General features: G+C 58.6%; 17 protein-coding genes. 6 read left to right on the top strand and 11 right to left on the bottom strand.

Going from position 1 to position 17,701, the window contains the following annotated elements; translation table 11 throughout:
- Positions 1 to 23 precede the first annotated feature (23 nt).
- Genes JNM85_05580 through JNM85_05565 form a run of 4 tightly spaced genes read right to left on the bottom strand, consistent with a single transcriptional unit; the run spans position 24 to position 4,688 of the window.
- Entirely contained in the window at positions 24 to 1,658 is a 1,635-nt protein-coding gene (locus JNM85_05580; protein ID MBL8087529.1) for a caspase family protein, read from the bottom strand.
- Between the two features lie 31 nt (positions 1,659 to 1,689).
- Positions 1,690 to 2,850 carry a hypothetical protein gene (locus tag JNM85_05575; GenBank protein MBL8087528.1) on the bottom strand — a complete coding sequence of 387 codons (1,161 nt, stop codon included), beginning with the start codon at positions 2,848 to 2,850 and terminating at the stop codon, positions 1,690 to 1,692.
- Positions 2,851 to 2,879: 29 nt separating this feature from the next.
- Positions 2,880 to 3,851, bottom strand: coding sequence for a hypothetical protein (locus JNM85_05570; GenBank protein MBL8087527.1), 972 nt, complete (start codon positions 3,849 to 3,851; stop codon positions 2,880 to 2,882).
- Positions 3,852 to 3,893: 42 nt separating this feature from the next.
- On the bottom strand, positions 3,894 to 4,688 hold the full coding sequence (locus JNM85_05565) for an HAD family phosphatase (protein MBL8087526.1): 795 nt from the start codon (positions 4,686 to 4,688) through the stop codon (positions 3,894 to 3,896).
- A gap of 80 nt (positions 4,689 to 4,768) precedes the next feature.
- Between JNM85_05565 and JNM85_05560 the strand changes: the two genes are divergently transcribed.
- The 5 genes from JNM85_05560 to JNM85_05540 all read left to right on the top strand — a co-directional run bounded on the left by JNM85_05560 (position 4,769) and on the right by JNM85_05540 (position 11,143).
- Entirely contained in the window at positions 4,769 to 5,260 is a 492-nt protein-coding gene (locus JNM85_05560; GenBank protein ID MBL8087525.1) for a chemotaxis protein CheW, read from the top strand.
- A 17-nt stretch (positions 5,261 to 5,277) separates the two neighbouring features.
- Positions 5,278 to 7,359: a chemotaxis protein CheA gene (locus JNM85_05555; GenBank protein MBL8087524.1), complete on the top strand. Its 2,082-nt coding sequence runs from the start codon at positions 5,278 to 5,280 to the stop codon at positions 7,357 to 7,359.
- 7 nt (positions 7,360 to 7,366) lie between these two features.
- Positions 7,367 to 8,245 carry an HDOD domain-containing protein gene (locus JNM85_05550; GenBank protein MBL8087523.1) on the top strand — a complete coding sequence of 293 codons (879 nt, stop codon included), beginning with the start codon at positions 7,367 to 7,369 and terminating at the stop codon, positions 8,243 to 8,245.
- Between the two features lie 194 nt (positions 8,246 to 8,439).
- Positions 8,440 to 10,611, top strand: coding sequence for a flagellar filament capping protein FliD (fliD, locus tag JNM85_05545; GenBank protein MBL8087522.1), 2,172 nt, complete (start codon positions 8,440 to 8,442; stop codon positions 10,609 to 10,611).
- 58 nt (positions 10,612 to 10,669) lie between these two features.
- On the top strand, positions 10,670 to 11,143 hold the full coding sequence (locus JNM85_05540; protein MBL8087521.1) for a DinB family protein: 474 nt from the start codon (positions 10,670 to 10,672) through the stop codon (positions 11,141 to 11,143).
- Between the two features lie 82 nt (positions 11,144 to 11,225).
- Here JNM85_05540 and JNM85_05535 read toward each other — a convergent pair whose 3' ends face one another.
- From JNM85_05535 to greA, 5 genes are all read right to left on the bottom strand, one after another.
- Positions 11,226 to 11,867 (bottom strand): ComF family protein, encoded by a 642-nt coding sequence (locus JNM85_05535; protein MBL8087520.1) that lies wholly within the window; start codon positions 11,865 to 11,867, stop codon positions 11,226 to 11,228.
- A gap of 80 nt (positions 11,868 to 11,947) precedes the next feature.
- Positions 11,948 to 12,142 carry a response regulator transcription factor gene (locus JNM85_05530; protein MBL8087519.1) on the bottom strand — a complete coding sequence of 65 codons (195 nt, stop codon included), beginning with the start codon at positions 12,140 to 12,142 and terminating at the stop codon, positions 11,948 to 11,950.
- Between the two features lie 255 nt (positions 12,143 to 12,397).
- Entirely contained in the window at positions 12,398 to 13,564 is a 1,167-nt protein-coding gene (locus JNM85_05525; GenBank protein ID MBL8087518.1) for a hypothetical protein, read from the bottom strand.
- Between the two features lie 123 nt (positions 13,565 to 13,687).
- Positions 13,688 to 14,410: a hypothetical protein gene (locus JNM85_05520; protein MBL8087517.1), complete on the bottom strand. Its 723-nt coding sequence runs from the start codon at positions 14,408 to 14,410 to the stop codon at positions 13,688 to 13,690.
- A complete protein-coding gene (greA, locus tag JNM85_05515) occupies positions 14,349 to 14,819 on the bottom strand; it encodes a transcription elongation factor GreA (GenBank protein MBL8087516.1) in 471 nt (156 codons plus the stop codon). Before greA ends, JNM85_05520 begins: the two co-directional genes overlap by 62 nt.
- 39 nt (positions 14,820 to 14,858) lie before the next feature.
- Here greA and JNM85_05510 point away from each other — a divergent pair, with 39 nt between their 5' ends.
- On the top strand, positions 14,859 to 15,794 hold the full coding sequence (locus JNM85_05510; protein MBL8087515.1) for a glycosyltransferase family 2 protein: 936 nt from the start codon (positions 14,859 to 14,861) through the stop codon (positions 15,792 to 15,794).
- On the opposite strand, the gene JNM85_05505 is transcribed toward JNM85_05510, so the two are convergent.
- Positions 15,791 to 16,966, bottom strand: a complete 1,176-nt coding sequence (locus JNM85_05505) for an ABC transporter permease (GenBank protein ID MBL8087514.1) — start codon at positions 16,964 to 16,966, stop codon at positions 15,791 to 15,793. The genes JNM85_05510 and JNM85_05505 overlap by 4 nt on opposite strands.
- Positions 16,963 to 17,694, bottom strand: coding sequence for an ATP-binding cassette domain-containing protein (locus tag JNM85_05500; protein MBL8087513.1), 732 nt, complete (start codon positions 17,692 to 17,694; stop codon positions 16,963 to 16,965). Before JNM85_05500 ends, JNM85_05505 begins: the two co-directional genes overlap by 4 nt.
- Positions 17,695 to 17,701: the final 7 nt, after the last annotated feature.

The raw sequence follows: 17,701 nt of genomic DNA, 5'->3' as shown, positions 1-17,701 counted from the left end.
CCGCAATGTATTCCAGGCCAAGTTTAGAAACGCGAGTCGGGTGCCAGATTCGTGAGTTGTGGCAGGGTGGGTACCTGAGTCGCGCCACCGGCTCCCTTGCCCCGTTCGCCACCGCGAATCTTGTCAAAGACTTGCCAACCGAACTCTAGGATGGGGATTCGGTTCGATTTGAACTCGTTGAGTACGCGGCCCATCGCACTGGTGAACAAGCCTAGCTGTTCGCCGCCAACCATTCCTCCGGAGACGACTCCGCCCGGGATCGTGGCTTGCATCTGGGAGATCGCTCCAAGCTGAAGGGCCTCTTGGCCGAAGTACCGACCACCCAGCATCGGACGGCTAACCTGGAAGAAGCTGAAGATTCGGGCTCCGCGGTTCATGAACTGCTGGAAGAGATCGGTCTTGGCGACCATCGTCGTCTGATCGGTCGGCATAGCCGTGTCCACTCCACCGAGGTAGTCCTTGCCTTCAAGATTGACGCCGACTCCCGAGAAGTAGAGCATCACAACGCCATTCTCCGGCACCCGCTCAGCGAGCGATGCGGCGCCTTCAAGCATTTCTTGCGCGGTCACGTCGGTCAGGACCAAGATGTTCTCGGCCTTGTACCCACCGAGCTTGACGAGGTTCTGCTCCAGGTACCGAGCGTCGTTTACGGCGAAGCTCAGGCCCCCTCCGACCATAGCCGATTCGGAATTCCCGATGATCAGGGCGTACTTGTTGTCCAGAGCAATGACGTTGCCGTTCGCATCGAGCATGTACTCGTCACGGGAAACGACTGGGTTTGTCGCTGTGCCTGCAGGAGCAGGCTTTGGCTTATTGCTATCGGCGGGTAGGACCGGCGGTCCGTCATCGGTGGTGGGATTCTTGACCGGTTTCTTGGGAGTTTTGGGCTCCTCCTTGGCGGTCTCCTTCTTGGGTTCTTCGGTCTTCTTGGGCTCGTTCGTTGTGACGACTGGCTTTTCGTCCGTCGAAGCAGGTGACTTCACCGGCGCAGGTCCAGGCTTCTCTGGCTCCGGCTTCTTGGGCTCGGGCTTTGCGGCCTCGGTCTTGTTCGCAACCGGTTCCTTGGGTGCGGGCTTTGGATCCGGCTTCGGCTCAACAATCTTGGGTGCCTCTGGCTTTGGCTTGCCCTGAGCGACGACTCCAAAGATTGCGGCGCGCTCTTCGATCGACAATAGTTCGGAGTCGATCTTCCAGTTCATCTTGTCCGCGTTTGCGGCGGCATTAGTCGCCAGCGCAGCGACTTCTGCGTCATCGCGAAGCAAGTTCAGGACCACGTTCTGGAAGTAGTAGACCTCTCGGCTACGCTGGCCCTTGGCCATGAGCGCCTTGAATTCGGCGGTGCAGACCCTCAACAGCGCGTTGCGCTCAGCATCATCGGCCGTCTTCAGCGCGAGTTTGTACGCAGCGTATGCGGCCGCGAAATTCGGCGAGTAGCTTTCGCCATCGCGCCATAGCTTCGGCTCGGTGACCGATCCACCCTTGAGGGAGGTCGGACCGGAGAAGTCATCGGCACGCAGGCTGGCAGCCTGCTTGAACAGCGTTCGAGCTACGGCAAATCGCTCTGCCTTCAGCGCATCCAGCGCCTTAGCATATGAATCACTCCACGCTTGCGCGCTTGCGAGGGCGCAAGCGGCAATGAGAGTCCCGATCGAGATCATCCTTGATGTATTCATACGGTGCTGGGTTCTGTTATTTCAGGCGGTAGTTAAGCTGCAGGGCGGCATCAAATCCGCTTCCGGAAGAGGGAGCCGCAAAGTTCAGGTCGATGGAGTAAGGACGAGTGAAAGGTCGATATCCGACCCCGAAAGTGAGCGCGTTGCGATCGCGGAATCCATTACCCGCTTCAGGAACGGCGGTGAAGCCAAGTCGAATGGGGATGCGCGCTGCGCCGCGAAGCAAGTTGTACTCGGCACCCGCACCCACGTTCACCGCACGCTTCCGTGCGAATGCGGCCCCGCGCTCATTCTTGTAAAACGTGTCGATCTGTGCGCCGAAGACCACGAAGTCGCGGCCACCGCGAAGGCCATCCTTGCGATGGGCGAAGCCCACAGAAATCTTGCCGGGGATCGTGTCGTAGTAGGTTGCGGTGTTCTTGTTGCCCGAGATATTGATCGGGGTTCGAACGGCAAAACCGATGCTGGTGTTGGGGCTGCCCTTTGGAATCAGTTGGACACCGACGACCGCACCAACTCCGTAGCTTTGGTTGCTCAGATCAAGCGGCGGATTGGTGATCGCGGTTCCTCCCGCGGGCACGATGTCGTACGATTGGCGGTTCAGCACGTACTGACCGGCCAGGATGAGGCTCGCTCCCAGTGTGAGCGAGTTGTCCGCGTTCCCCCAGCCATAGCCGATGGTGAAGAACTCAGTCTTGGCCTTCAAAAGTTCGTTATAGTTGTTGACGCTGCTCGAAGCGTCGATGGGAAGCTGGCCATTATTGGTTCGGCTATCGCGAATGAACCCACCGATGGTGTAGCTGATGCCGACCGTGCCGCGCGGGTTGTCGTCCGTTCCCAGGGGCAGAGTCAAACCGGCATGGCTCAGTCCGTTTGCGCCTACTTCCGATCTGGTCGTCAAGACGGGGTTATTGAAGCTGCTCGACAGCGAAGTCTTGGATTGAGGCATGTTGCGGATGACGACTGAGAGCGTCTTCTTTCGCGCGTGGGCCAGGCCCGCTGGGTTGCTGAGCGTGGAGTTCGTATCCGAGCCTGAGACTCCAATGCCGCCACCCATGCCCATGGCGCGACCGCCTGCATCGAACGAAGTGAGCAGATCGGGAATTTGTGCAAACGCTGCTGGCATGGCCAAAGCGGTGATAAACGTTACGTTGATGAGCTTCCTTGCAATTGTCACGATGGTGCTTTTCCTCGCTTGCGGATACTTTACCTTCCGGAGATGTTGACGGTTACGGTCTGGTCCACCGCGCGATTCCCAGCTCGGTCAATCGCGGTAACGACCATCTTAAACTGTTTCGGGAGGCGGCTGGTTCCTTTGATCCGGCCAACCCACCGCAAAGTTGCGCCTGAGTTCGTCGCGGAACGACGTGCGACTCGGCCGATGTACTGACCATCCATGGTGTACAGGCTTGCGTTGACTCCACCTGCGATCACCGAACCTTCGTATTGGTCGGCAATCTCGATCACCACAGGGATGATCGACGTGGGACGGTAGCTCACGCCTGCGGGGCTCTTCACCTGGCTCGAAGGCGAAACCCGGTCCAGGGTCACGTTGATCGTCTTCGTCGCGCTGTTTCGGGCCTTGTCATCGACCTTAATGGTGATCGAGGCGGGACCATCGTTCTCGATGTTGCTCGTAGTCCAATCCACAGCGATATCGGTCGTCGAGCCAGAATTGTTCGGGATGTCGCGATCGTTCACGCGCACTCTCCAGCGATCAAGCCCCGGCTCTTCGACTTCGGCGCGGACAGGGACGAGAACCGAGACGAACGAGCCGCTGCGCGGAGTTACGTTACGGAACTTCGGATTCTTAGTATCAATGGTCAGGTTCGTGATGGTGCGCGTGTCGCGGACCACGCCCTGAGTCAGATACTGCACCTGCAGGGTGTACGTTCCGGATTCAGTGGTTTCATCAAAATTGAGGTCGAGCGTGCCGAGGATGCGCTTGTCGGCGTCTGGATCCAAAAGCGCTTCGGTCGAGATGCGGATGTTCGGCTTGGCGTTGTTGGTCGCCGTCGCCACCACGCGCGCTTGGCTCGTAATGTTCTCGATCAGAAATCGGATGGTGTTGGTCTTGCCGAGAGTGTCACCACTGTTGGGGCTTGTCACCGAGAACTGGGCAAAGGCTTGTGTCCCAATCAGTACGGCACACATCAACGCAATTCGAATTCCTTTCATAAGTGTCAGTAGTCTCGTCGGAATGCTCTATTTTCGCAGGTTTTAACCTAGCGCGTCAAGGAAGGCCGCTACCCCCGCCTCTTCATTGGACGGATAAACCACCCCCGCAGTCTCAAGAATCTTTGGGTGGGCATTGGCTACGGCCGCTGCCGTCCCCGCCCACTCCAACATCTCCAGGTCGTTGAGGTAGTCGCCGATCGCCGCGACCTCGACCGGTGGGACGTCCATATGCGCGGCGAGCCGGCTCAGGCCGTAGCCTTTGGTGACATCCGGTGGGAGCAGTTCCAAAAAGTCGGGCTCGGATCGCACCCAGGTTCCAAGCCCGGGTGGAACCATGTCGCGCAGGGTTCGGCCGTGGGTATCGAGGTCCTCCGGCTCAGCGAAGATGAGCATCTTGTTCGGCGAGATCTCTCGGCACGCATCCAGACCCAGCGGCTCAGGAGAGAAGTTCTGCACTCGCTCGGCGTAGGTGACCAGCCAACTCGTCTCGCGAACACAGGCGATCCCCGAGCCAGTATAGAGGTTCACATGCAGTTGGTGGGACTCGCAATAGTCGAGGATTGCCAGTGCGATGGAATCGGACACGGTCGCGTTCAGGACAATCTGCGCGCTGTCGTCCACTACGTAGGCACCGTTGCTGCTGACGATGGGCATCTCAAGCCCAATGTCGTCGGCGAACCTGCGCAAGCTGAGAAACATCCGCCCGCTTGCGAGTGCGACTTGGATCCCGCGTTCCGTTGCCCGGTGGATCGCCGCGATGTTCTCGGGGTGCAATGACCGGTCACCGCGGAGCGCAGTGCCATCCATATCGATCGCGGCGAGTCGAATGTTTGCCATGTGGGAAGTGCGGTCCGTTCCATAAAGTTACTGGACCCAGCCGCCAATAAGGAAGGTAGCAGATTCTGTGAGTGAACATCATGTCTACCGAAGCGACGAAAACGACTGAACCCATTGATTTGAATTCGACGACCGACGCCGACGCGTCCCAGTCCCCCAACCAATCCGTCATTTTCTTGCTCGGAGCGGAGAGCTACGGTATCGATATCTTCCGCGTGAATGAGATCATCCGTATGCGCGAAATCACCTCCTTACCCCGTGTGGAGAACCACATTCGTGGGCTGGTGAACCTCCGTGGCAAGACGATCCCGGTCATCGCGCTGGGGACCCGCCTTGGACTCAGCGAAGTGCCCGACACCGAGAGTACGCGGATCATCGTCGTGGACTCGGAACACGGCAACGTCGGCATTGTCGTCGACGCGGTCCGTGAGGTGGTCACTTTGGACCCAGCGTGCATCGACGCCACCCCTTCGATCGTGCAGGAACTAAGCGCTGAGTTCGTTCGAGGCGTCGCCAAGCACGAAACCGGTTTGATCACTTTGCTTGAGCTCGACAAGGCGATTGCGGCCTAACCTTCGGAACCCAAAGAATGAGTAACGACCTAGATATGGGGCAATACCTCGACCTCTTCGTGCAAGAGGCCGATGAGCAACTCGAAATTCTCGAGCAAGAGACCTTGAAACTGGAGCAAGATCCCTCGCAGGATCGGCTTCAGATCATCTTCCGCGCTGCGCACACCTTGAAAGGGAGTAGCCGCGCGATGGGCTTCCAGAAAATGGCCGAGCTGACGCACGAGATGGAGAACGTCCTCGATAACCTGCGTCAGGGCAATCTATCGGTGACGACACCGATCGCAAATGCGTTGCTGAACTGTCTGGACACGCTGTGTGACATGACGACCTCGATTCGCAATGGAAACGGGGACGCGGTCGAGAATCCGAGCCTCGTGCAAGAGTTGCAGAGCTTCGTGGGCGTCGCGCCCGCAGAGGATGAGGCTGGCGCACCGCTCGACGTCTCGTCCAGCGGATTTGCTTCGGGATTGCCAGCCGACATGGCGGACGCTCTGCGAGAGGCCGCCGTTCAGGGAACGATTTATCGGGGCCAGTTCACTTTATCTGCCGACTGCGTACTCAAGTATGTTCGCGCGTTCATGGTGACTTCGCTCATCGAAAATGTGGGCGAACTGCTGGTTTGCGTTCCGGACCGAGAAGCGCTCGAGGAAGAGAAGTTCGACCGAAACTTCGAAGTGTTCTTCCAAGTCAGCAGCGATTTTGAGGATCTGAAGACGCAGTTGGAAGGCGTCAGCGAAGTCGACTGGCAGTCCGTCGCACCATGGGACGGGGAAGTCGGAACCTCGGAAGAGGACGAGTCACCATCGGAGAAGGCGGCAGAGGCAGTCGTCGAGGCCACTCCATCCGCGGTAGCATCGACTCCCGCTGCGCCAGCGGCGGCCGCGACCACCCGCGCAGCGACGAATGAAGTGCGCAAGACGGAGTCAGGCCAGACGGTTCGCGTCGATGTGAGCCGACTCGATACGCTGATGAATTTGGTCGGCGAACTTGTCATCGACCGCACCCGCATGGCCCAGCTCGGTGCTGAACTGAGCGCAACCTACGATCACCCGTGCATCGAAGCGCTTGCCGAAACGGTTGGGCACATTGCCCGAACGACGAGCGACCTGCAAGACCAAATCATGAAGGCACGCATGATGCCGATTGAAACGGTCATGAACCGGTTCCCACGAGTCGTGCGGGATCTGGCGCAGAAGCTTGGCAAGGACGTGAAGTTGGAGTTGGTCGGCGGAGACACCGAACTCGACCGAAGCGTGATTGAGGTCATCGGCGACCCACTGCTGCACATCCTCCGGAACTCTGTCGACCACGGACTGGAAATGCCGGAACAGCGTCTCGCAGCGGGCAAGCCGGTCGAAGGCAAGGTCGTGGTCAGCGCACGCCACCAAGAAAACTACATTGTCATTGAAATTACGGATGATGGACGCGGAATCGATGCCAACAAGATAAAGGCGAAGGTTCTCGAAAGCGGGCTGGCGACGAAAGAGTCGCTGGATCGCATGACGGAACGAGAGATTCTGCAGTTCATCTTTGCAAGCGGTCTGAGCACCGCCTCAGAGGTGAGCGAAGTGTCGGGCCGAGGGGTTGGAATGGACATCGTCCGCTCCAACATCCAGAAGCTAGGCGGCATTATCGATTTGGAGACCGAGCTGGGAGCAGGCACGAAGTTTAGCCTTCGGTTGCCACTCACGCTCGCGATCATTCGCGGCTTGCTGGTGAAGGTCAGCGGGGTGGTCTACGTGATCCCGCTTGGTAACGTGATCGAAACGCTACAGATCACGGACGACCAGATCCAACACGTGAACAAACAGGAAGTGATCGTGATTCGAGGGATGACGACGCCGCTGATGCGGATGCGCCAGGTCTTCCAATCGCGTGACTTTGTAGAAAAGCAGGAATCCGAGCAGCTTTACGTGGTGATCGTCGGGATTGCCGAGCAACGATTTGGTCTGGTTGTGGATCGACTGATCGGCGAGCAAGAGGTGGTCATCAAATCGCTCAGCCGCTTCTGTGGCGATGCGCGAGGAATCTCTGGCGCGACAATTTTGGGCGACGGCAACGTGGCCCTCATTATGGATATCAACGGATTGGTGAAGTGAATTAACAATGGGTGAAGCAGTAAAGAAAAGTCCTCAAATCGTCACGCTCGATCGAGCGATGAAGGATTTGCCGCCACTGCCGACCGCAGTCGCGAAAATTCTGGTGCTCACAGGCGATCAGAACAGCCGTGCTGAGGAGCTTGAAAAGTTCATCATCACCGACCAGGCGATCAGCACCAAGGTGCTGCGCGTGGTGAATTCGCCCTACTTTGGAGTGAGTGGTCAGGTCGCCAGCATGAGTCAGGCCGTGCTCATCCTCGGGTTCGACCAGATTCGAAACTTGGTGCTCAGTCTCGGCACGACAAAGGTGTTCGACTCGAGCAGTCCGGCGGTGAAAGAGCTGCACTTGCAGTTGTGGCGGCATGCGTTCGCCTCGGCCGCTGCGGCGCAATTCATTGCCCGTCGCAAGCACCTAGAGCACAAAGATCTAGACTTGGTTTTCTCAGGAGGACTGTTATCGAATGTCGGCGCATTGTTCCTCGCGGCTCAGTTCACCAAGCCCTATACGCTGATTTACGACAAGCACACGAACGACAACCAGAACCTTTCGGAGATGGAAACCAAGTCGTTCAACACAACGCACGCTGAGATCGGCCAGCAATTGGGTGTCATGTGGAAGTTCCCGGAGAACCTCTGCATCATGCTCGGTCGGCATGAAGGTCCGTTCGAGGGTGATCCGGTGCCGAGTTTGTATGCCGTCCACGCCGGCGATCGCATTGCCTCGGTCGTGTGTAAGCCACGCGATCAATGGACCGATGAGGTCCTGCACATCGATCCAGCCGTCACCGACTGGCTCGGTTTTGACGACGCGACTTTTGCCAAGGCAAAGGAAGAGACCCTTCTCAAGCTTGAGGCCGCATCAGACATGTTGAATCTGTTCGGATAGCGGCCGCCCGTGGGATGGGTCTCGTATTCTTGCGGAGCGGCGTACGCCGTTTAACCGGGCATAAGGAAGATGAGATCACAGCCCATGAGGGGCGCTAGAACCAGGAGGTTGCAGTGAGCTTCGGAAGTACATCAGGTGTTACGTTCAGCGGAATCGGCAGCGGTATTGATACCGAGTCGATCGTCACTCGTTTGATGCAGCTTGAACGCCGGCAGTCGGTGACGCTTCAGCAGCGCAAGGCAACCATCAACGAGAAGAAGGGGATCTACGGTGAGCTCAAAACGCACGTTGCGGCATTCCGCTCGGCTTCGGGTGCACTGAACAACCTCGGTGCGTTCAACTCGATCACTTCGAATGTGAGTGATTCCGCGGTGGCGACCCTGATCGCGGGGGATGCATCCGTGCCGGGTACCTACGCACTCAAAACCTTCCAGTTAGCGCAAAGCCACAAGGTCGGTTCTAACGCTCAGGCGGGTATCGACACCGCGCTCGGGCTCGCGGGCACCATCAAGGTTAACGACAAGGAGATCGCGGTCGTCGCAACCGACACGCTTAAGACTCTCGCCGAGAAGATCAACACCTCTGGCGGCACCGTCGTTGCGAGCATCATCGATGGTGGTGCGAACAAGGCCTATTTGAACTTGACCTCAGGCGAATCGGGCACCAAGGGAAATCTCAAGCTCACCGATGTATCGGGATCGGTCCTGAGTTCACTTGGATTCGCCGGCACAACTGTGCGCGAACCGGTCACCGACGGCTACCGAACCTTTGCCGCAGACAGCGCGACCACAAAGCTCGCCGACCTGTTTGGCTTTACCGCTACCGGGCCGACGAACATCACGATCAACGGCCAAACGATCACCGTCGACCCGAACTCGGACACCCTCACCACACTCGCTTCGAAGATCGACGACATCGATGAGGTGACTGCGACGGTTGTCCCGGTCACAGAGATGGGGCGCACAACGTATCGCGTTGAGATCAAGGGCGGGTCGTTCACTCCGTCGATGTCCGATTCGAACAACATGCTCGTTGACCTCGGCGTCACGAGGCGATCGAACGAATTGGTTGCCGCACAGGATGCGCTGAATAGCCTGGACGGAATCGCCTTGCGCAGTTCGACCAACGCGGTGACGGGCGCGATCCCTGGCTCGACAGTCACCCTGCTGCAGGCGGACAAGACCACCGGAAAGGAAACGACCTTGACGCTGACCCGGGATGGCTCGGCGATCAAGAGCAAGATTCAGGCGTTTGTCGCGGCTTACAACAATGTCGCCGGCTTTGTGGCGGACAACAGCAAGTTTGATAAGGACTCCTTCGCATCCGGTCCACTGTTTGGTGATGCGACCGCGCGCCAAGTCATGAGCGACCTGCAGTCGACTCTGCAAGGGAACATCCCGGGTCTGTCGATCGGATCGAACAATGCGGCCGCCGCGGGATTGAGCTTCAATACCGACGGCACCGTGAAGTTCGACACCGCAGTCTTCGATAAGGCCCTCAAGGCTGACCCGATGGCCGTGCAAAAGATGTTCCGAGCCTATGGCGCGGGCAGCACGACTGACATCTCGTACGTTGGCAGCACCACCGAAACCAAGGCGTCCGGAACGGGTTCGTACTCGGTCAACATCACCCAGGCGGCTACGAAGCAAACGGTCACCGCGGCGGCGGCCCTCGCAGGCAATACCACCACGCTGGAAATCTTGTCGTTTACCGGCGGCGGCTTTGGTTCGGGTTCGGTAAGCATCAATATTGAAGCCGGGCGTTCGCTAACGGATATCGTGAATCAGATCAATGCTGATTCGAAGCTGAAGGATCTGGTCACGGCATCGCAGTCTAGCGGAAAGCTCGTGCTCACTTCAAATCGATTTGGTACCCCCGGCAACTTCACCGTCACGAGCACTCTCGCGGCTGGAGGAACGAACAGCGGCATCGGTACGACCGGTCAGGCAGTGACCGTTGCGGGCAAGGACGTGGCTGGTACGATCAACGGCGAACCGGCAACGGGCGTCGGGCAGTTCCTCACGGGCGCGTCCAACGCGACCACGAACCCCAAAACCTACGGCTTGCAGATCATGTACACCGGCAGCGCGACGGGGCAGGTAGGTTCACTAGGATTTACAAAAGGTCTCGCGGCGCTCATGAACGAGCGGCTCGATTCATTCACCGCGACGACGAACGGCCTATTGACCGCGAACGAAAACGCATTGCAAGCGCAGATTGACGACTTCGACGACACCCTGGCCAATCTGGACAAGCAACTCACCGCTAAGGAGTCCAATTTGCGGCAGAAGTTTCTGGCGATGGAGCAGGCGATCAGCGCCGCGCAGCAGCAGCAACAGCGGCTGTCCGCGATGCTCCCCAGGTAGTGGCTGAAAATTCCAGAGGCCCCGCACACGGAAGCGAAAATGGCGTAAGCTATGGGAGATGAAGCGATACATCTTCCATTCGCTGGAGTCGGGTCCTAAGGCGATCGCCCGACTACTTCGCGTCTTCCCAAGCGACCGCCTGGACGAAAAACTGGACTCAAATCGCTTTACTGCGCGAGAAGTCATTGCCCACCTCGCGGATGTCGAGGTTATCCACCTCGCTCGGCTTCGGAAAGCCGTCAGCGAACCCGGTTACAAGATGGTCGGATTTGATTCCGAGAACCAGGCCATCGAGCACCACTACGCAACCAAAGAGGTCTATCACGAGGCGGAAGTCTTCGAGTCTCGCCGCGAGATCACTTTGAACTACTTGCGCGAACTGACGGATGCACAGTTGCACACCGCATGCGTTGCCCCGAACGGGGATCAGATTGATGTGCTCACGTATGCGATGTCGATTGTCTCGCACGACGTGTATCACTTCGAACAGCTCACAGCTTATTTGGCCAACGAGGCAGCACTGCTGCACTAAGTGCAGACTGCAGGTTGAGGGGCCTGCTGAGTTGCTTTGGATATAGAACGGGGGTATCCGATCGGGTACCCCCTCTTCTTTGTCAGCCTCCACCGTGAGTAAGCGCGTACACCCGCACTTGTTGAGCACCCGCCTGCACGAGGGTGTGAGCACATTCTCGCGCTGTTGCGCCAGAAGTGTAGACATCGTCCACGAGCAGGATTCGCTTGCCGCGCACATCAGGGTGGGCACGGAAGGCACCGTTCAAGTTGCTCTGCCGCTCGACTGCGTTCAGCTTCATTTGCGGGACCGTATGCCGGGTGCGGACGAGCAACTCGGGACGCACATGCTCCTTCGACAGGGAAGCGCAAAGCAACTCTGACTGGTTGAATCCTCGCTCGCACCACCGACGCCAATGGATGGGGATCGGGACTATCGCATCGAGGTCATTCAGGAAACCGAGTTCGGTCAGGTGAGTGGCGACCAGGTGGGCGAGCGGCGGGGCCAGAGCACGCGCACGTTCCATCTTGAGCCTCAGAACTGCCTGTCGCGCACGACCCGCATAGTCGTAGCCAAAGGCCGCTTCATGCAGGGGGCTGTCGGTCGCGAAGGTCAAGTGAGGGTTGGGATGCTTCGGGAACTCACCGAGGCACACCGCGCAAATGGGCGGCGTCCCGAGCGTGTCGCAAAGCGAGCACCTACGCGGATAGATGGTTGCGAGTAGGAGCTCCCACAGCGACTCCATCGCACTATTGTGGTCCCAAAATGAAAGAGCGCCGTTCACCCATCAGGTGAACGGCGCAAACCTTTCGGTGCTTCGTTGACTTAGGCTTCGCCGAAGCCATGGCCGAAGATCGGCTCGAACGGAATGAGACCCAATCGTGTCGCCATTCGCAGAGCTTGAACTCGGTTATTCACTTGAAGCTTGTCGTAGATGTTAGCCAAATGGAAGTCCACCGTTCGCTTGGAGACGACCAGCTTTTCAGCTGCTTCCTTGCTACTGTGACCTTGCGCGATCAAGCTAAGTACTTTAACCTCTGTCGGAGTCAGTCGAACTCCGCGAGGAGGCATATCAGATCTCGTTGTGCTAGGCATTGCCATGAACCCACCCCTGTCGTTTTTCTTTGTTGCCGCCAGTTGTCTTCTTCCATGCCCACCCGCAATTTTGAGATTGAGAAACACGAAACTGCATAATTCCGGGCAATTCCGTCCCCACGTTCCTCTTCTGCGACACTACAAGCGATTGAGTCAAGCGTTAAGATCCTCCCTTTCGGATTAGTTGTTTGTGCGTGCAATGGGGCTTGTTTGTTCCCTGGTGCACACGATTTGGCTGCGAATTTCGTCTGGGGTCCCCACTTGAGCTCCATGAACGGCCTCTACAGCCATGCATTCTGAATTGCGGTGGGTCGCCGCGCGGTATTGGTCATCGACCGATTGGCAAAATGTCGCCACGCGCTCCCGCCACACGAGTGCGACCGCGTGTCCACCGAAACCTGCCCCTGTCATGCGTGCGCCGATACACCCCTCCGTACCTTGAGCGATGCGAACGAGCGTATCGAGTTCCAAGCAACTCACCTCGAGGTCGTCGCGCAGGCTGTCGTGGCTTTGTTGCATGACCTCGCCTGCCGCGAGCGAATCATGCGTGTCGAGCGCGCGTTCAAAATCCTGCACACGCTTTGTTTCAGTCACCACATGTCTGGCGCGGCGAAAGGCGACAGGGTCGAGCATCTCAGCCTCCCGCATGAGGAGCTTGAGTGACGCGTCGGCCAGCCAGCGCACCCCCAACTGTTGTGCCGCGAGCTTGCACTCCGCAGCACGCTGTGAATAGGCGCTCGCACCGAGCGTGCGCGGAACGCCGGAGTTCATGAGAACGATCTGCCACTTGGGCGGGATGCGCACCACATGCCGCGTTTTGAACTGGGTGTTGAAGAGCACGGCTTGCTCCGCCCGACCGCAGAGGCAAGCGACGGGGTCCATGAGCCCACAAGGGACTCCGAGGACGTCGTGCTCGGCTTGCTGGCATATCTTGGCGAGTTCCATCGGAGGGCGCGGAGTGTCGGCGTAGCGATTCGCGATGACTGCATAGGCGGTCGAGAACGCGGCGCTGCTACTGAGCCCCGAGCCGACGGGGAGGTTCGAAATGACGAGGCTCTTGTACGAGATCCCGGGCGTGATCGCGTTCAGCACCGCCTGAGCGAACGGGTTGGCCTGTGGCTGGACATCGTCGTCGCTGACCGTGAGGTGTTCGCTTCCGGTGGACAAGGAAGCGAAGACACATACCCAGCGCGATATCGCGACGGGTAGCACCGGGCCTCCGTTCAAATCGAGATACTCCCCGATCAGATTGACTCTTCCGGGAGAGATGGCGACTGTCTGCGGTTTTGACCCGAACTGGCTTTCAAAGTGGCGAGAGCCAAAGTCGAGTAGCGAAGTTTGATCCAACAACCAGATGTTACCGGTTGGAGCAGGTAGGAATGCCAGGATTGTCCAGCAGTCCTATACGGAACAGAGAACTCGGGCCCGTACGCGTGGTGCTCTGCCGCCGCTTGCACCGTCGTCGGGCCCTTACTTCTTTTCAGTGGACGTAGCCTTCTTAGCACCGAAGAGTTTGTCCAGTCGAGCTTGCGCCGCCTTGGCATCGTCTTCGGCAGACTGCAGCGACATACGCAGCGCATCCATGAGCTCGTACTGCCCAATCACTGCGCTCACGGTACGTCGTTGCCGCGAATCCGTAGCGACGACCACCATCAACCGACTCTGGCCCTTGGCCCAGAACCAGTAATCCGTGAGAGGGTACTGCGCCCGATTCGGCGCAGGGCCAAACGCGCTCTCGTGGTCGGCGACGATGCTGTTCAGCGTTGCGTCGTCGACGTTCTCCCAAGCGTGGATCGCGAGCACGACCTTGCCCTTCATCGTGATGAGCCCGAACGACTGGTCTCTGGATTCCCAAACACTGGCCTGCATCGACTCATTCAGGACTGGGGGGTCTTCAGTGAATTCGTAAGCCCCTTTCGGTTTCGGCACGACTTGCCATGCACTGGCCTTTGAGTCGCCAAGCCGAATGAGTTCGCCGCTGTGGACGAGCCCAAGGTCGCCCGCCTGGGGCGGGATGGGGACGGAGATGGTGACGCGAGGTTTCTCAGCGACTTCCTCCGGAGCAAGGGTCGCGGGACCCGCTGATCCGTTCGCGCTGCACCCGGCGAGTGCCAGCAGTAACCCCAGCGAACTAGCTGACGTCCAGAATCTGATATCGTTGGCGACCGGCCGGAGCTTCAACTTCGACTTCATCTCCTGCTACTTTACCGAGAACCGCACTTCCAAGCGGGGAAGTGATCGAGATCAGATCGTTCGCCGGGTCGGCCTCAAAGCTCCCCACGAGCGAGATCTCCAGTTCGTCCTTCCATTCGAGGTCCTTCAGCTTCACCCTTGAGCCCAGGTGCGCCGTGGTCCCGTCCGAGTCGGGGCGATCCACGATCGTCGCGTACTCAACCACCTTCTCAAGATCAGCAATGCGCCCTTCCAGTCGGGTCTGGTTGAGTTTTGCCTCGTGATAGGCTGCGTTTTCGCGCAGGTCGCCGTGCGATTTGGCTTCGCGGATGGCCTCGGCGACGATCTTGCGATCGACGGTCTTGAGACGCACGAGCTCAGCGCTGAGCATGTCATATCCGGCCTTGGAAAGCAGAATTTCGTTCGCCATGGGAAGCTATCATTGTAGCACGGCCCCTGCCGAGCTCGAATGTCACTGCCGCTGACCGTCATTGTCGTCTCGTACAACACCCGCGATCTGTTGCGGCGCTGTCTATCATCGCTGCACGAAGTGGACGAGGTGATCGTCGTGGACAATGCCAGCCGCGACGGATCGGCTGAGGTGGTGGAGTCCGAGTTTCCTCATTTCGTGCTCATTCGCAGCTCGACAAACGTTGGGTTTGGCAAGGCGAACAACCTCGGCCTCAGGCTGGCTAAGAATCCGATCCGGTTGCTCCTCAACTCCGATGCCGCAGCCGAGCCGGGAGCCCTTGCGTCGCTGCTAGCCTGCTTTGACGATCTGAATGTGATTGCCGCAGGCGGAGCGTTGGTAAATGACGCGGGTCATATCCAGCCTTCGTGCTGTTCCGAACTTACTTTGTGGAGACTCTTCTGTGAGCAGTTGCTGTTGGAGAAGCTCTTTGCCAAGAGTCGCCTGTTCAATGGCTACTGGCTCAACCGTTGGCTCGCGTCGGATCGCCCTTCGCAGGTCGGGCAAGTCATGGGCGCATGCCTGATGGTGCGGGGTGAGGCGGAGTTTGACGAGGAGTTCTTCTTGTACTGCGAGGACACTGAGCTGTGCTGGCGGCTGGCGAAAAGAGGTCAGATCTGGTACGAGCCGCGTGCCCGATTCTTGCATGCGCTTGGAGCGAGCTCCGAGGGGCGGCGAGACTGGTCGGTCGCCATGTACAACCGCGGGAAGGAACTGTACTTCCTAAAGTCTCGCGGGCTGTTTTGGGCCGTGATCGCGTGGCTGATCAATCGACTCGGCGCGCTTCTACGCACGGTGAGCTGGCTTCTCGCTACGATCGCGACGCTTGGCATGTGGAGCAGTGCCCGCCAGAGACTCGGGTGGTTCTGTAGGGTGCTTTTTGCACCGATCCAGGGCCCCGCGTTACCGGCGGACGCGAGTCACCCGAGCGGCTAGGCTCGGGTGAGGATCTTCTCTTTGGCAAACATTCGCATCGTCGCCAACACCAAAAGCGCGGCCAGCACCAGATTCAGCGCGATGGCCAAACCGATGTTTGCGGCGGTGGCTTTGCCCAGCAGGATCTCCCGCAATCCCATCGCTGTGCTGAGAATCGGCATCAAGCGGACCCAGAGTTGCTGGCCCGCGTCGGTGAACCCGATGATCTGGCTGAAGACCGCGGGCAGGATCACGAGGAAGTTCGCGACACCCATGTAGGTCTGCGCCTCCCGCATGTTCTTGGCCCAGGCCGAGATTGCCAGCAAGGTCGCCGCGAACATTCCAGCCAGGCTCGCCACCAGCAGCAGCGCCGCCGCAATCTGGACGGGCCCGATATGAAAGTTGCCCGCAAAAATCATCTTGCGTGCCGATGGGTCGGATTGACCCGCGACGATGAGCGCGATGACGGTCGTGAGCCCCGACATGATCGCAAAGACGGTGAGTGCGCCGAGCTTGCCTAGTGCGATCTGCGTTCTAGTGAGCGGCGAGATCAGCAGGGTCTCCAGCGTCCCGCGCTCTTTCTCGCCTGCGACTAGGTCGCTGGCGATGCTCATGCCTCCGGCGAACATGAAGAGGACGACCAGGTACGGGAGAAATGAGACCAGCAAGCTTTCGCCAGCTCCCTTGCTTGTCGAGATGTCTTCAGAGGACATCTTCACGAATTCGGCTGAGGAAGCGGGAATGCCTTGCTCTTTGAGGACGACCTGGAGCGCTTGGCGATTGAACTCGTCGAAGAAGTGTTCGATCTTTCGCAGAGCGATGGTACTGGTGCTTTCGTCGGACTGGTAGTAGGCGCTGATCGGGACCTGTTTGGCCGTCGCAATGTCGATATCCGGCATCACGAGCAGCGTTTTGAGCTTGCCTTTGCTGACCTGAGCCTTGCCCTCGTCGGCGTTGGATACTTCGACAATTGTGAATCCCGGCGTTTGCTTCAGAGCTTGCACGAGCATGTTGGGCTTCGTGCCCTTTAAGACTCCGATCTGGGTTGCCTTCTCATCACCCAGCGACGCTCCGATTGTCCCGAAAAGACGGATCATCATCATGACGACCAAAATGGGCATGACAAAGGCGCCGACGATCACCCGGCGGTCGCGCAGCATCTCCCGAAGCTCTTTTAGGAAGACGGACTTCATGCGTTCACCTCCGAGCGGTAGTCGACGATCTTCAAGAACGCCTGTTCGAATGACTCGGCTTGGTACTCGGCCTTTAGCCCTTCGACCGTCCCTTGGGCGCGCATCTTGCCTTCGTGAATGACGGCCACGTGGTCGCAGAGTCGCTCTGTTTCCGCCATGATGTGCGTGCTGAAGATGACGGTCTTGCCGGAGTTGCGGCAATCCTCGATGAACTCCAGAATCGTCTGGCTTGTCACGACGTCGAGTCCCGCGGTCGGCTCGTCGAAGAACAAGATGGGGGGATCGTGCAGGATCGCTCGGGCGATGCTGACGCGCTGCTTCTGACCGGTTGAGAGCTTATCGCACAGCCGATCCATAAACTCACCGATGTTCAGCTTGGCCACGATCTCCTCAATCCGGCGCTCGGTGTCGGCCTTGCTCATGCCGTAGAGTTCGCCGAAATAGCGAAGCATCTCGACCGGGTTCAGGCGCTGGTAGAGGGCCGTCGATGTGGAAAGGAAACCGATGTTGGCTCGTACGGATCTGGAATCGCGGACGACATCGAAACCGTTCACCGTAGCCGAGCCCGATGTTGGCTGGATCACCGTGCTGAGCATCCGCAGCGTGGTGGTCTTTCCCGCGCCGTTCGCGCCGAGCAATCCAAAGGTCTGACCCGGTTTGGCGACGAACGAAACGTCTTGAACCGCTCGAACGACCCCCTTCTTGGGATCAGCGAAGTTTTTTGACAAGTTCTCT

The organism is Chthonomonas sp. (assembly GCA_016788115.1).
GTDB lineage: Bacteria > Armatimonadota > Fimbriimonadia > Fimbriimonadales > Fimbriimonadaceae > UBA2391.
Note: the sequence above shows the minus strand (reverse complement) of the source record. Positions and strands in the feature narration are given on the sequence as shown.